General features: G+C 73.4%; 14 protein-coding genes and 1 tRNA gene. All 15 read right to left on the bottom strand.

Annotation, left to right across the window (positions count from 1 at the left end):
* Positions 1-25 precede the first annotated feature (25 nt).
* The 15 genes from ASG49_RS02320 to ASG49_RS02250 all read right to left on the bottom strand — a co-directional run bounded on the left by ASG49_RS02320 (position 26) and on the right by ASG49_RS02250 (position 14546).
* Positions 26-895, bottom strand: coding sequence for a Bax inhibitor-1/YccA family protein (locus ASG49_RS02320; protein ID WP_056536573.1), 870 nt, complete (start codon positions 893-895; stop codon positions 26-28).
* 156 nt (positions 896-1051) lie between these two features.
* Positions 1052-1125, bottom strand: a tRNA-Leu gene (locus tag ASG49_RS02315).
* A gap of 10 nt (positions 1126-1135) precedes the next feature.
* Positions 1136-1921, bottom strand: a complete 786-nt coding sequence (locus ASG49_RS02310) for a uracil-DNA glycosylase (RefSeq protein ID WP_056536570.1) — start codon at positions 1919-1921, stop codon at positions 1136-1138.
* 19 nt (positions 1922-1940) lie between these two features.
* On the bottom strand, positions 1941-3056 hold the full coding sequence (locus ASG49_RS02305; protein ID WP_056536568.1) for a YihY/virulence factor BrkB family protein: 1116 nt from the start codon (positions 3054-3056) through the stop codon (positions 1941-1943).
* A 4-nt stretch (positions 3057-3060) separates the two neighbouring features.
* A complete protein-coding gene (locus tag ASG49_RS02300; protein ID WP_056539593.1) occupies positions 3061-4029 on the bottom strand; it encodes a Ppx/GppA phosphatase family protein in 969 nt (322 codons plus the stop codon).
* The gene (locus tag ASG49_RS02295) at positions 4026-4538 is read right to left on the bottom strand and encodes a DUF501 domain-containing protein (protein ID WP_156384150.1); all 513 of its coding nucleotides are present in this window, start codon (positions 4536-4538) and stop codon (positions 4026-4028) included. The genes ASG49_RS02300 and ASG49_RS02295 overlap by 4 nt, the downstream gene beginning before the upstream one ends.
* Entirely contained in the window at positions 4535-5125 is a 591-nt protein-coding gene (locus tag ASG49_RS02290; RefSeq protein WP_235561864.1) for a septum formation initiator family protein, read from the bottom strand. Before ASG49_RS02290 ends, ASG49_RS02295 begins: the two co-directional genes overlap by 4 nt.
* Positions 5126-5140: 15 nt before the next feature.
* Complete coding sequence (eno, locus tag ASG49_RS02285; protein ID WP_056536565.1) at positions 5141-6418, bottom strand: phosphopyruvate hydratase; 1278 nt, start codon at positions 6416-6418, stop codon at positions 5141-5143.
* Between the two features lie 58 nt (positions 6419-6476).
* Complete coding sequence (locus ASG49_RS18470; RefSeq protein WP_056536562.1) at positions 6477-7265, bottom strand: hypothetical protein; 789 nt, start codon at positions 7263-7265, stop codon at positions 6477-6479.
* Positions 7262-7894 (bottom strand): MazG family protein, encoded by a 633-nt coding sequence (locus tag ASG49_RS02275; protein ID WP_056536558.1) that lies wholly within the window; start codon positions 7892-7894, stop codon positions 7262-7264. The genes ASG49_RS18470 and ASG49_RS02275 overlap by 4 nt, the downstream gene beginning before the upstream one ends.
* A complete protein-coding gene (locus ASG49_RS02270) occupies positions 7885-8586 on the bottom strand; it encodes a hypothetical protein (protein ID WP_156384149.1) in 702 nt (233 codons plus the stop codon). Before ASG49_RS02270 ends, ASG49_RS02275 begins: the two co-directional genes overlap by 10 nt.
* The gene (gene mfd / locus ASG49_RS02265) at positions 8583-12167 is read right to left on the bottom strand and encodes a transcription-repair coupling factor (RefSeq protein WP_056536552.1); all 3585 of its coding nucleotides are present in this window, start codon (positions 12165-12167) and stop codon (positions 8583-8585) included. Before mfd ends, ASG49_RS02270 begins: the two co-directional genes overlap by 4 nt.
* A 94-nt stretch (positions 12168-12261) precedes the next feature.
* Entirely contained in the window at positions 12262-12645 is a 384-nt protein-coding gene (locus ASG49_RS02260; protein ID WP_056536549.1) for a VOC family protein, read from the bottom strand.
* Between the two features lie 37 nt (positions 12646-12682).
* On the bottom strand, positions 12683-13126 hold the full coding sequence (locus ASG49_RS02255; RefSeq protein ID WP_056536546.1) for a universal stress protein: 444 nt from the start codon (positions 13124-13126) through the stop codon (positions 12683-12685).
* 1 nt (position 13127) lies between these two features.
* Entirely contained in the window at positions 13128-14546 is a 1419-nt protein-coding gene (locus ASG49_RS02250; RefSeq protein WP_200936181.1) for an APC family permease, read from the bottom strand.
* Between the last annotated feature and the right edge of the window lie 69 nt (positions 14547-14615).

Here is a 14615-nt window from a genome sequence, read left to right as displayed (position 1 = left end):
TCCCCCTCGCGGGGATCGGGTCAGGTCAGTCGTTGCCGCGCAGGATCGCGAGCAGGCGCAGCAGCTCGATGTAGATCCAGATGATCGTCACGGTCAGGCCGAAGGCCGCCCGCCACGACTCGCGCTCGGGCAGGCCCGCCTCGATGCCGCGCTCGACGAAGTCGAAGTCGAGGATCAGCAGCAGGACGCCGAGGCCCAGCGCGATGACGCTGGAGATCAGGCCCATCGTGCCGAAGCCGTTGAAGCCGAAGTCGGCGCCGAAGAACCGCAGCACGAAGTTGAGCAGGCTGACGGCGACGAAGCCGATCAGCGCGCCCATGACCCACATCCGGAACTTGGGGGTCACCTTGATGTCGAAGAACTTGTACGCCGCGAGCGTGCCGGCGACCGCCGCCATGGTGCCGAGCACCGCACCGATGACGAGGCCGTCGCCGAACATCGCCTCGAGCGACTTGGAGAACGCGCCGACGAAGATGCCCTCGACGGCGGCGTACGCCAGCACCAGCGCGGGGCTGATGACCTTCTTGAAGGAGTTGACCATCGCCAGCCCGAAGCCGGCCAGCGCGCCGAACATCGACAGCGCGTAGAGCGTGCTGATCGCCGCGGGGTCCTCGGACAGGTTCGGGGTCAGGAACCACGTGGCAGCGGCGAGGAGGACCACGACGCCGAGCGTCAGGCCGGTCTTCTGCACGACCGAGTCGATGGTCATCCGGCCCTGGTCGACCTGCGGGGCCTGGCCGTAGCCGCCCCCGTAGCCGCCCTGGTCGTAGCCGCCCTGACCCTGGGCGTAGCCGGTGGTGGCACCGGTGCTCCAGGTCGCTGGGCTGTTCGTGGTGGCGTTCCCGCGGCCGTTGAAGCCCTCGGAACGTCGGAAGATCGGGTTGCTGCTCTGCAAGGCGTCCTCCTAGGGAGCCGTGCGAACCCCCTACTCTGGTGTTCGCGTGAAGCCCGGATCCTACCGGTGCGTCGCTCTCACAACGTCCCGCCCGGGGCCGGTGTTCCCGGGATCCACCCGGGTGAGGCGGACGTCCGGGTGACCAGCACGGGCCGGTGCCCCGGGTGGGGCTCGAACCCACACTGCGCGGTGTTTAAGACCGCTTCCTCTGCCGATTGGGATACCGGGGCGCGGGGCCGATCATAGGGAGGCGAGCTCGGCGGCCCGGCCGAGCACCGCGTCGGTCATCGGCTCGGTGAGCCGGCCGGTGAAGGTGTTCTGCTGCGAGGGGTGGAAGCAGCCGAGCAGGGTGAGGCCGTCGAGGTCGACCTCGACGGCGTGGCCGAAGCGCGGCCGCGGCCGCGGCACGACGACGCCGGCGCCCTCCAGCGAGCGCAGCGCGGCGTCCCAGCCGAACCCGCCCAGGCACACCACCACCCGCAGCGTGGGCAGAAGCAGCCGGACCTCACGCTCCACCCAGGGCGCGCAGGTGTCGCGCTCGACGGGAGTGGGCTGGTTGGCCGGCGGGGCGCAGCGCACGGCGGCGACGACCCGGGTGCCGACCAGCGTCAGTCCGTCGTCGGCGTGCCGCGAGGTGGGCTGGGAGGCCAGGCCGACGCGGTGCATCGAGGCGAACAACCAGTCGCCGGAGCGGTCGCCGGTGAAGACCCGTCCGGTGCGGTTGGCGCCGTGGGCGGCGGGGGCGAGCCCCACCACGAGCACGCGGGCGGCCGGGTCGCCGAAGCCGGGCACCGGGCGGCCCCAGTACTCCTCCTCGGCGTACGACGCCCGCCGCTCGCGCGCGACCTGCTCGCGCCACGCCACCAGGCGGGGACAGGCGCGGCAGACCGAGACGCGGGCGTCGACCTGCCCGAGCGTCGCCCGGGCCGCCAGGCGCGAGACTCCGGCCGCCGACCGGGCGGAGGGCGGCGGCGCGGCGCCGGCACCCACGGGGTCGGCCGGGTGGCCCGACCCCGGGACGATCACCGCAGGACCACCGCGGCTGTCACTCGGTGCCGCGCGAGGCCCGGCCGAAGGGTCGGTCGGCGGGGTTGCCGTGACCGGCGGCGGCGACGCGGATGTCGCGCTGGGTGGTCAGGTCGCGCTCGCGGCGGTGGTCGCGCTTGAGGCTGACGCGGTCGTCGCGCAGCGGCTGCTGGAGCCGCTCCTCGGCGGCCAGCCCGTGCTGCAGCTGACGACCGCGCTCGAGCTCGGCGTCGAGCTCGGCCCCGAGCACCAGCGCGGCGTTGGTGACCCACAGCCACAGCAGCACGACGACGACACCGGCCATCGCCCCGACCGTGCGGTCGTAGGTGCCGTAGGTCGCCACGAAGAACGCCAGCCCGACCGAGGCCGCCACCCACACCAGGATCGCGACGAACGAGCCGGGGGTCAGCAGCTTGATCCGGCCGAACTTCACGTTGGGGGTGGCGTGCAGCAGCAGCGTCACCAGGGCGACGACGACGAGGGCCAGCAGCGGCCACTGCGCCACCGACCAGACCCCGACCACGTCGGCGGACAGGCCGAGGGCGTCACCGAGCGCCTGGGCGACCGGACCGGTCACGACCATCAGCGTCAGGGCCAGCGCGGCCAGGGCCACGACGGCGACGGTCAGCACCACCTGGGCGGGCCGCAGCCGCCAGGAGGGGCGCCCCTCCGGCACCTCGTGCACGGTGTTGGTGACGCGGGCGAAGGCGCGGACGTAGCCGTTGGCCGCCCAGGCCAGGAGCAGGGCGGCGACGCCGACGAGGACCACCGAGCCGAGGAACGAGAGCCGGCCGAGCTCGGTGAGCCGGCCGGTGACCAGCTCGACGGTGGCGCCCGACAGCAGCCGGGAGAGCACGTCGTCGACGAGCGTGACGGCGTTGCCGGTCTGGCCGGTGAGGCCGACCAGCCCCAGCAGCAGCGCGAGGCCGGGCACGACGGCCAGCAGCGTCCACAGCGTCAGGGCGCCGGCGAGGTCGCTGCCGCGGTCCTCGCGGAACTCGCCCAGGGTGCGGCGCAGCACGAACCAGGGCGAGCGACGGCTCGCCGGCTCCGGTGCCGGGTCGGTGGTGGTGGGGTCCTGCGCCTGCAGCCGCGAGCTGCCGGCGTCGGGGCGGGTGGGGGTGGTGGTGGACACGGGGTTATCCCTTTCCGTGGGGCGACCCGCCCGAGGGGAGGCCTGAGGGGGTGGGGTCGAGCTGGGACCAGGCGATGCCGTCGAGGATGTCGTGCTCGCTGACGAGCAGGGAGGCGACGGGGGTGCGCCGGAGCACGGCGGTGAGGATCAGGCCCCCGGCGGCGATGACGTCGGCGCGCCCGGGGTGCATGTAGCCCAGCGCCCGGCGCTGCTCGACGTCGAGGCTGAGCAGGTGGCTGACCGCGCCCTGCACGGCGTCGGCGCGCAGCACGCTGTGGTGGATCACCGCGCGGTCGTAGGAGGCCAGGCCGAGCACCGCGGCCGCCAGCGTCGTGACCGTGCCGGCCACCCCGATCACCGCACCCGCCTGCGCCGGGTCGACCTCGCAGCCGTCGAGGGCGGTGTCGATGGCCGCGACCGCGGCCTCGACCTCGTCACGGGTCGGCGGGTCGCTGGGCAGGCAGCGCTCGGTCAGGCGCACCGAGCCGATGTCGAGGGAGTGCTGGGCGCTCACCCCGCCCGCGGGGTCGCCGAGCACCAGCTCGGTCGAGCCGCCCCCGATGTCGAGGACCAGCAGCGGGCCGGGCAGCGGCGGCAGGTCGCGCACGGCGCCGGCGAAGGTCGCGCGCGCCTCGGCCTCGCCGTCGAGCACCTCGGGGGTGGTGCCGGTCCGGGCCCGGACGCCGTCGAGGAAGTCCTGGGCGTTCTCGGCGTCGCGGGCAGCCGAGGTGGCGCAGAACCGGACCGAGGACACGTCGTGGGGCTCGACCAGGCCCATCAGCTCCTCGACCCCGTCGAAGACACGCTGCAGCGAGGCCTCGGAGATCCGACCGGTGCGGTCGACGCCCTGGCCGAGCCGCACGATGCGCATCTCGCGCACCAGCTCCTGGGAGGTCCCCCGCTCGGGATCGAGGTCGGTGACGAGCACCCGCAGGCTGTTGGTGCCGCAGTCGAACGCGGCGACCCGCGTCACGAGCCGTCCCCGTCGGCCGGGTCCGTCGAGACCACGCACGGCCCCTTCTCCCACCAGGCACCCAGGCGGTCGAGCACCTCGTCGCCGAGCGGGTTGGTGCCGCGGCCCTGGGCCAGCGCCTGGCCGGCGAGGACGTGCAGGCACTTCACGCGGTCGGGCATGCCGCCCGCGGAGACGCCGGCGATCTCGGGCACCTCGCCGATCTCGGCACGGGCGGCGAGGTAGGCGTCGTGCGCCGCGGCGTACGACGAGGCGAGGTCGGCGTCCTCGGCCAGCCGCTCGTTCATCTCGCGCATCAGGCCGGACGCCTCGAGGGTGCCGATCATCGACGCCGCCCGCGGGCAGGTGAGGTAGAAGGTGGTCGGGAACGGCGTGCCGTCGTCGAGCCGGGGCTCGGTGGCCACCACGTCGGGGTTGCCGCACGGGCAGCGGTGGCCGACCGCGTGGATGGAGCGCGGGGGACGGCCGAGCTGCTCGGTCACCACCGCGACGTCGTCGGGGTCGATCACGAGTCGGGCTCCGCCGGCGGCTCGGGGGTGTCGATCTCGCTCGGCGGCGTCGGCACCTTCTCGGGGTGGTCGGCGGTCTCCACCGAGCCCCACACCTTGTCCCACCAGGCTTCGGTGACCTCCTCCTCCACGGAGTCGGGGTCGGTGAGCTCGTCGGTGCGCTCGAGCGGCTTCCCGTCGCGGTCGATCACCTGGTAGCTGGTCTCGCCGGGCATCACCCAGCCGAACCGCTCCCGGGCCTGGGCCTCGACGTAGGCGTCGTCCTGCCACCGGCGCTTCTCGCGCTCCAGGCCCGCGATCTCGCGCTCGGAGCCGGCGATCTGCGCGCGCAGCTCGGCGATGTGGCTGCGCTGGTCGAGGAAGGCCCGCATCGAGGAGGCGTAGGAGACCACCAGCACCGCGACGACGAGCACGAGGACGGCCATCCGCTGGGTGAACCGCGGCCGCGGGGCGCGCGGGTCCTGCCGCTCGCGGGTGCCGCCGCTCGCGCGGGGCCGCAGGTTGCCCGGCAGGTGCCGCGGGGTCGAGACCGGACGCCCCGGGCGGGACGTACGGCGCGACCCGCGCTGCGGGTGTCGGGTGGCCACTCGTGGTCCTCCGGGTCAGCCGCGGAAGCGGGGGAAGGCGCCGCGGCCGGCGTAGCGCGCGGCGTCGTCGAGCTCCTCCTCGATGCGCAGCAGCTGGTTGTACTTCGCGACGCGCTCGGACCGCGCCGGGGCGCCGGTCTTGATCTGGCCGCAGTTGGTGGCCACGGCGAGGTCGGCGATGGTGGTGTCCTCGGTCTCGCCGGAGCGGTGGCTCATCATGCAGCGGAAGCCGTTGCGGTGGGCCAGGTCGACGGAGTCGAGGGTCTCGGTCAGCGAGCCGATCTGGTTGACCTTGACCAGCAGCGCGTTGGCCGAGCGGGCGTCGATGCCGCGCTGCAGCCGCTCGACGTTGGTGACGAAGAGGTCGTCGCCGACGATCTGGATCTTCTCCCCCAGCCGCTCGGTGATGGCGGCCCAGCCGTCCCAGTCCTCCTCGTCGAGGGGGTCCTCGATGGAGACGATCGGGTAGGCCGAGACCAGGTCGGCGTAGTAGTCGACCATGTCGGCGCTGGACTTCTTCTTGCCCTCGAAGGCGTACTTCTTCTTCTCGTGGAACTCGCTCGCGGCCACGTCGAGGGCCAGGACGACGTCGTCGCCGAGCTTGAGACCGGTGGCGGAGACCGCCTCGGCGATGAGGTCGAGCGCCGCGCGGTTGCTGCTCAGCTCGGGGGCGAACCCGCCCTCGTCACCGACGCCGGTGGCCAGGCCCTGCTTCTTCAGCACCGACTTCAGCGCCTGGTAGACCTCGGCGCCCTGCTGCAGCGCCTCGCGGAAGGTGGCCGCGCCGATCGGGGCGACCATGAACTCCTGCACGTCCACGTTGGTGTCGGCGTGGGCGCCGCCGTTGAGGATGTTCATCATCGGCACCGGCAGCAGGTGGGCGTTGGGGCCGCCGACGTAGCGGAACAGCGGCAGGCCCGAGCTGAGCGCGGCCGCGCGGGCCACGGCCAGCGAGACGCCCAGGATGGCGTTGGCGCCGAGGTTGGCCTTGTTGGGCGTGCCGTCGAGGTCGAGCATCGCCTGGTCGACCAGGCGCTGGTCGGTGGCGTCGAGGCCGATGATCTCGGGCTCGATCTGGTCCTGCACGGCGGCGACGGCCTTCTCGGTGCCCTTGCCGCCGTAGCGGGAGCCGCCGTCGCGCAGCTCGACGGCCTCGAAGGCACCGGTGGAGGCACCGGAGGGGACCGCGGCGCGACCCACGGAGTCGTCGTCGAGCAGCACCTCGACCTCGACCGTCGGGTTGCCCCGGGAGTCGAGGATCTCGCGGGCGATGACGGTGTCGATGGAAGCCAAGGGAGGTGCTCCTCGTGAGTCGGGCAGCGGCGCTCCCACCCTAACGGCGCAGGTGCCCCTATCCGGGGAGCGCCGCGACCGCGAGGACGACCGGCTCGTCGGAGTCCGGGTCGCCCAGCGTGGTGCAGCGAGCGGTGCCGTCCAGGCGGCAGCTGACGGTGGAGCGCGACCCGTCGGAGGCGCCGGCGCGGCCGACCACGGTCGTCGGCGTCGGCCAGGTCTCCGGCACGAACCGGTCGGGCAGGTCGAGCACCGTGACCTCGCCGCCGTCGGGCCCGGTCACGCGCGGGGTGCCGTCGGCGGCCGAGGACACGGCGTACTCCCCCGGGCCGGCGGCCCGCACGCGAGCCCGGAGCGGGGCGGGCGCGGCGCCTCGCACCAGCCGGCCCGAGGCCAGGTCGTAGGCACGGCGGCGGCTGTCGCCCCGGAGGTCCACCAGCAGGCGGCGACCGTCTCGAGAGAGCCCGACCCGCTCGACCCCCGGCAGCGACGTGCCCTCGGCGCGGCGCAGGTCGACCGACCACAGCTCCCCCTGCGAGAGCACGTAGGCCCCGTCGGGGGTGGCCACCAGCCCCTCCACGGAGACCGGCGCGAGGTCGAGGGTGCGGCTGCCGACGTGGAGCGTGCTGCCCTGGGCCCAGACCAGGCCGTCGTCGGTGAACCCGGTCGCCCCACCGAGCGGGACGGTGGCGGGCGGCTGCACCGTGGGGCTGGGCGTGGTGGTCACGGTGCGGGTCGGGCGCGGCGCCAGCTCGTCGTCCTGACCGCGCGCGCAGCCGGCGACGCCCAGGCCCAGTGCGAGGGCCAGCGCGAGGGCGAGCGGCGCGGCACCGGCCCGGCCGGTCACGGCCGTCGCCGTCGCACGGCGTCGCGCAGCGCCTGCTCGGGATCCACGCCCTGCGACCGCGCCCGCTCGACGCAGCCGAGGAGCTCCTCGCCGACCGCGGTCGCCGGGTCGGGCTGCTCGACCGGGGCCGGCGCCGCGATGCCGGCGCGCTCGTGGCGCTCGAGCACCTTGGCGGCGAGGGCGAGGGCCGGCAGCGCCGCGGGGATGCCCTCCCACAGGTCGTCGCGCTGCTTCTCGGTGGCCTTGGCAGCCTCCCAGGCGTCGTTGATCCGCACCGGGTCGGTCTCGACGAGGTCGCCGAAGACGTGCGGGTTGCGGTGGCGCAGCTTGGTGGCGAGGCCGGCGGCGACGTCGTCGAGGTCGAAGCGACCCTCCTGCTCGGCGATGGCGGCGTGGAAGAGCACCTGGAGCAGCAGGTCGCCGAGCTCCTCGCGCAGGTGGTCGTCCCGGTCGGGCCCGTCAGACTCGATCGCCTCGAGGGTCTCGTAGGTCTCCTCGAGCAGGTGCCGCGCCAGCGTCCGGTGGGTCTGCGCCGCCTTCCAGCCGCACTCCCCCCGCAGCCGCCGCATCATCGCGACGACCTCGAGCAGGGCCGACGGGTCCATCGTCCCCGCGCGGCTCAGCCGCACTTCTGGGAGTCGGGCAGGCCGGCGACGTAGGTCGGGTCGACCTGCTCGGCCGCACCCTGCTTGGCGAAGTCGGAGGCGGCCGTCGAGACCGAGCCGCTGCCGCCGCCCGGCCTGCCGTCGGCGTCGGGGCTGTAGCGGGGGTCGGTGTCGATCTGCGCCCCCTCGGCCCACTGCTCGCGCCGCTCCTGCCCGGCGTTGACGAGCTGCTCGAGGTTGTCGGGGCTGGGCTGCTGGCCGACCGCCTCGGCGCCGGCCTGGACGACGGCGGCCCGGCTCGCGGCGTACCGCTCGAGGGTCGCGCCCAGCACCTCGCCCGCGCGGCCGCGCAGGCCCTGCACCTGGCTCTGCAGCTGGTCGTCGATGTAGGTCACCAGCGCCTGGGGCGCGGTGATGCCCTCGTCCTTGGCGAACGCCTCGTCGATCTCGATGTCCATGAGCAGCGAGAGCATCTGCTGCTTCACCGACGCCAGCGCGACCGGCTGCGCCTGGCCCTGCTGGCCCGCCTGCTCGATCGCGCTGCACTGGGCGTCGGCGAGCTCGTCCACGCTCGCCGAGGTGATCCGGGTGCCGTCCACCACGGCGGCAGTGCCCGGGGTGAGGCCGCTGCACCCGGTCAGCAGCACGCCGCCCGCGCCGATCAGGGCGATGCCGCGCGTCCACCGGGCCCGTCGGCTCCCTGGCAGTGCAGTCACGATCCGGTCCTCTCGCTCGCGCCGGCCCCGACCGGGGCCTTGGCCTGGTCCGGGGCGATCACCCCGTCGATCACCTGCCGCGCCCAGTCGAGCAGCTCCTCGTCCCGCGGGGCGGGCGCACCGAAGCCAGGCGGCTGGGGCCGCGGCACGAGCATGGTAGCCACGGGAGCCTTGTAGAGGCTCTTGGGGTGCAGCCGGTTCAGGCGTACGACGCGCGACTCGGGCAGCTCGACGGGGTGGAACCGGACGTACTTGCCCTGCACCGTCACCTCGCTGACGCCGGCCTCGCGACAGCGGGCACGGAAGCTGGCCACGCCGAGCAGCCGGACCACCTCGGCCGGCGGCTCGCCGTAGCGGTCGACCAGCTCCTCGCGCAGCGTGGCGACGTCCTCGTCGGAGCGCACCTCGGCCAGCCGCTTGTACATCTCCAGGCGCAGCCGCTCGCTGGGCACGTAGTCGTGCGGCAGGTGCGCCTCGACCGGCAGCTCGATCTTGACCTCGACGGCCTGCTCCGGCGCCGAGCCGTCCTGGCGGAACTCCGCGACCGCCTCGCCGACCAGCCGGACGTAGAGGTCGAAGCCGACGTCGGCGATGTGGCCTGACTGCTCGCCGCCGAGCAGGTTGCCGGCGCCGCGGATCTCGAGGTCCTTCATCGCGATCGCCATGCCGCCGCCGAGGTCGGAGTGCTGGGCCAGGGTGGCCAGCCGCTCGTGGGCGGTCTCGGTGAGCGGCTTGTCGCGGGGGTAGAGGAAGTAGGCGTAGGCGCGCTCCCGCGACCGGCCCACCCGGCCGCGCAGCTGGTGCAGCTGGGACAGGCCGAGGGTGTCGGCCCGCTCGATGATCATCGTGTTGGCGTTGGAGACGTCGAGACCCGACTCGACGATGGTGGTGCACACCAGCACGTCGAAGCGCTTCTCCCAGAAGTCGAGCATGACCTGCTCGAGCTGGTGCTCCCCCATCTGGCCGTGGGCGGTGGCCACCCGCGCCTCGGGCACCAGCTCGGCGATCTTGGCCGCGGCCTTCTCGATCGAGCTGACCCGGTTGTGGATGAAGAACACCTGGCCGTCGCGCAGCAGCTCGCGGCGTACGGCGGCGGCGACCTGGCGGTCCTCGTAGCCGCCCACGTAGGTCAGCACCGGGTGCCGCTCCTCGGGCGGCGTCGCGATCGTCGACATCTCGCGGATGCCCGTGATCGCCATCTCCAGGGTGCGCGGGATCGGGGTCGCGGACATCGACAGCACGTCGACGCTGGTGCGCAGCCGCTTCATCTGCTCCTTGTGCTCGACGCCGAAACGCTGCTCCTCGTCGACCACGATGAGGCCGAGGTCCTTCATCGTGATGTCGGGGTTGAGCAGCCGGTGGGTGCCGATGACGATGTCGACGCTCCCGTCGGCCAGCCCCGCGATGACCTCCTTGGCCTCCTTGTCGGTCTGGAACCGGCTGAGCGGCTTCAGGGTGACCGGGAAGCCGCTCATCCGCTCGGCGAAGGTCGAGAAGTGCTGGGTCACCAGCAGCGTGGTGGGCACCAGGACGGCCACCTGCTTGCCGTCCTGCACCGCCTTGAACGCCGCCCGGACCGCGATCTCGGTCTTGCCGTAGCCGACGTCGCCGCACACCAGCCGGTCCATCGGGACCACCTGGCGCATGTCGGCCTTGACCTCCTCGACCGTGCTCAGCTGGTCGGGGGTCTCGTGGAACGGGAAGGCGTCCTCGAGCTCGGTCTGCCAGGGGGTGTCGGGGCCGAAGGCGTGGCCCTTGGTGGCCCGCCGGGCGGCGTACAGCTTGATCAGCTCGGCCGCGATCTGGCGCACGGCCTTCTTGGCGCGGCCCTTGCGCTTGGCCCAGTCGGCGCCGCCGAGGCGGTCCAGGCTGGGCTGCTCGCCGCCGACGTAGCGGGTGACCTGGTCGAGGGCGTCGGCGGGCACGTAGAGGCGGTCGGCGGGGTGGCCGCGCTTGGAGGCGCCGTACTCCAGGACGAGGTACTCGCGGACCGCGCCGTGGACGGTGCGCTGCTTCATCTCCACGAACCGGCCGACGCCGTGCTGCTCGTGGACCACGAAGTCGCCGGCCTTGAGCTCGAGCGGGTCGATCTGCTTCTTGCGGCGCGCGGGCATCTTGCGCATGTCGCGCGTGGTGGCCTTCTGCCCGGCGATGTCCTCGCCGGTGAGCAGCAGCAGCCCGGGCTCGGCGAGGCTCAGGCCGTGGGCCAGGCAGCCCTGGCCGACCTGCACCACGCCGTCGGCGCGCTCGGCGAAGGCCTGGTCGGCCACCAGCGTGGCGGGCACGTCGTGCTCGCCGAGCACCTCGACCATGCGCTGGGCCGGGCCGGCGCCCTGGTGCAGCGTCACCACGGTGTGGCCGGCCGCCAGCGCGGTGCGGATGTCGCCGACCGCCTGCTCCACGTCGCCGCGGTAGGCCTCGGCCGGCTGGGCGCCGACCTCGAGGGCCCCGGAGTCCAGGTCGAGGCCGAACGGCGAGATCCCCCACCAGGCGCGCCCGCTCTCGCGGACCACCTCGCGCACCTCGGCGATGCCCTGCAGCGAGGCCGAGCCGAGGTCGATCGGGGCGGTGCCGCCCGAGGCCGCGGCGGCCCAGCTCGCGTCGAGGAACTCCTCGCTCGTCTGCACCAGGTCGCGGGCGCGGGTGCGCACCCGCTCGGGGTCGAGCACGAGCACGTGGGAAGCGGCCGGGAGCAGGTCGACCAGCAGCTCCATCTCGTCGACGAGCACGGGGGTCAGCGACTCCATGCCCTCGACGGCCACGCCCTCGGCCAGCTTGTCGGTGAGCTCGCGCAGCTGCGGGTGCTGCTCGCCGAGCTCGCGGGCGCGGCGGCGTACGTCCTCGGTGAGGAGCAGCTCGCGGCACGGGGGCGCCCACAGCCGCTGCACCGGCTCGAGCGTGCGCTGGTCGGCGACGGCGAAGCTGCGGATCTCGTCGACCTCGTCGCCGAAGAACTCCACGCGCAGCGGGTGCTCCTCGGTCGGCGGGAAGACGTCGACGATGCCGCCGCGGACGGCGAACTCGCCGCGCTTCTCCACCAGGTCGACCCGGGAGTACGCCGCTCCGGCGAGCCGGGCGACGACGTCCTCGAGCTCGACCTCCTGGCCGGGCTGCAGCTCGACCGGCTCGAGGTCGGCCAGCCCCTTCACCTGGGGCTGCAGCACCGACCGCACCGGCGCGACGACGACCTGCAGCGGACCGTTGGAGGCGTCGGTGCCGGGGTGCACCAGCCGCCGCAGCACCGCCAGCCGGCGACCGACGGTGTCGCTGCGGGGGCTGAGCCGCTCGTGCGGCAGCGTCTCCCAGGCGGGGAAGAGCGCCACCTGGTCGGCCCCGAGGAGGTCGGCCAGCTCCTCGGTCAGGTCCTCGGCCTCGCGCACCGTGGCCGCGACGGCCAGCACGGTGCGGCCGGCCCGCACGAGGCCCTCGACGACGAACGGCCGCAGCGCCTGCGGGCCCACCAGGTCGAGGGCCGCCCCGGCGTCGTCGGCCCGCGCGAGCGCGCCAGCGAGCACCGGCTCGCGGAGCACCAGCGCGCTCAGCGGGGACAGCGGGGAGGGGGTGGGGAGGGGCACAGACACTTCCTTGGCACTTCTGGGGGCACGCGCATCGACCCCCCGACGTCCTCGCCAGGGGGTGTCCCCAGTCTACGAACCCCGGGAAGCGGGGTCGCGCCTAGTGCGCGGCGGGGTTCAGCAGGCAGAACTCGTTGCCCTCGGGATCGGCCAGGACGATCCAGCCGGTGCCCGGCCCGTGCAGCCCCCGGAGGTCGGCGACCTGCCGTGCCCCGATGCCGAGCAGCCGCTCCAGCTCCTCGGCCTGGCTCCCGGCGCTGGGCCGCAGGTCGAGGTGGATCCGGTTCTTGACCTGCTTGGCCTCGGGCACCTGGATGAACAGCAGCGGGTGGCCGCCGTCGGGTCGCTGGATCCAGCACTCGTCGTGACCGGGCTCGTTGGCGTCGTCCGGGTCGTCGACGTACTCCAGGACCTGCTTCCAGAACTCGGACAGGGCGAAGGCGTCGTGGCAGTCCACGGAGGTGTGCGAGACGAAGGAGGTCATGGGCCCACCCTCCTCCGCGACCGGGGTCGGGCGCGACCTACTTCTTGCGCCGCGCCGGTCGTACGACGAGCACGGGACAGGGCGCCGAGTGCTGGACCCGCTGGGCGGTGCTGCCCAGGAGCACCGTGTCGCTGAGCCCGCGGCTGCCGCTGGCCACCACGACGAGCTCGGCGCCCAGGGTCTTGGCCGCCTTGACGATCTCGTTGGCGGGCGAGCCGCTGCGCAGCCGCTGGTGGACCTTGGGTCCCCAGCCGTCGAAGACCGCGGCCACCGTGGCGACGGCGTCCTCGGCCGCCTCGCGGAAGCTGCGGTCGTGCGGCTTCTCCTTGCTGATCTCGTCGGCGAAGGCCACCGAGGCGTAGGGGCTGATCACGCCGACCACCGAGATGTCGGTGATCTTGGCGGGGTCGGCGAAGGACATCAGCTTCTTGGCGGCGGCCAGCGACTGCTTGGACCCGTCCGTGGCGACGACGACGTGCATGTCAGCTCCTTCCCTCGTCGAGGGTCTGCTCGCCCCGGCGCGTCCCGGCCGGGCGGTCACGCTTGCCGAAGACGGCCTCCACCACGAACAGCACGAGCCCGACGGCCACCAGCCCGGCGCACCAGACCAGTGAGCCCGGGTCGGTGCTGACCACGTAGTAGAGCAGCATCACGTTGCCGACGAGGCCGACGAGGAGCAGCGCGGTCGGGGCCCGGAAGGTGTCGTCGGTCTCGCCACTGCCCCGCAGCTTCAGGCAGGAGATGATCACGCCGGCGTAGACGACGAGCAGCAGCACCACCGTGACGGCCGCGAGGCGCTCGACGATGTCGATCTTGAGCCCGGCTCGGTTCAGCAGCTCGCCCACGACCAGCAGGGCGACCACGACGATCGCGCTGAAGACCAGCGCGACGACGGGGCTCCGGCGCACGGGGTGCACGCGCGCGAAGGGCGCCGGCACGACGTCCTCGCGGGCCATGCCGTAGAGGATGCGCGACTGCGTGACGACCTGGACCAGCGTCGTGTTGGTGATGGCGACCATCGCGATGACGGCGAACACCAGCACCATCACCGACACCGAGACGGGCAGCACGCCCGCCCGGATGACCTCCAGCAGCGCGGCGTCGGACCCGGACAGGGTGTCGACCGGGACCACGAGCGCGGCCGACATGGCCACCAGCACGTAGATGACACCCGCGGCGGCCATGCCGCCGATCAGGGCGCGCGGGAAGTTGCGCGAGGGGTCGATGGTCTCCTCGGCGACGTTCGCGGCGTTCTCGAAGCCGGTCATGGCGAAGAACGACAGCGCGACGCCCGCGATGATGGCGAAGATGACGCTGTCGCCGGTGGAGAAGTCCGTCAGCGTGCTGAAGTCGGCCTTGCCCTGCCCGACGTAGATGGCCCCCACCAGCAGGACGATGACCAGACCGGTGACCTCGACGATGGTCATGATCATGTTGACCACCACCGACTCGGTGATGCCGACGTAGTTGACCAGAGCCAGCAGCAGGATGAACACGATCATCACGAGCAGGGCGGGCGGCAGCTCCCAGACCTGGCCGAAGTAGCGGGCGAAGCCCGCGGCGAGCGAGCCCGCCGCCGCGAAGGTCGCCGACAGGTAGAGCACGGTCGTCATGAAGGTCAGGCCCTTGTTGCCGAAGGCCTTGTTGACGTAGAGCGAGGCGCCGGCGGCCCGGGGGAACTTCGTCGCCAGCTCGGCGTAGGCGAGGCCGGTGAAGGCCGCGACGGTGACACCGACGGCGAAGGCGGCCCAGAAGGCACCGCCGACCTCGCCGGCCACGGCGCCGATGAGGACGTAGATGCCCGATCCCAGCACGTCACCGAGGACGTAGAAGAAGAGCAGTCGGCCGGTGATGGACCGCTTGAGGTCCCCTTCGGCGGGCTCGGCGTCGGAGGTGTTCACGGACGTGTCGGACACGGTGCCTCACTTCGGAGCCGTCGAGCGGAACGATTCGCCCCACTCCAGCGGTAT

The organism is Marmoricola sp. Leaf446, from assembly GCF_001424755.1.
In the GTDB taxonomy this organism is placed as follows: domain Bacteria; phylum Actinomycetota; class Actinomycetes; order Propionibacteriales; family Nocardioidaceae; genus Marmoricola.
This window is presented reverse-complemented; position numbering and strand designations above follow the sequence as displayed.

Coding starts and splice junctions, on each gene's coding strand:
- ASG49_RS02255 (WP_056536546.1), bottom strand. CDS start 13,126: ATGCACGTCGTCGTCGCCACGGACGGGTCCAAGCAGTCGCTGGCCGCC.
- ASG49_RS02260 (WP_056536549.1), bottom strand. CDS start 12,645: ATGACCTCCTTCGTCTCGCACACCTCCGTGGACTGCCACGACGCCTTC.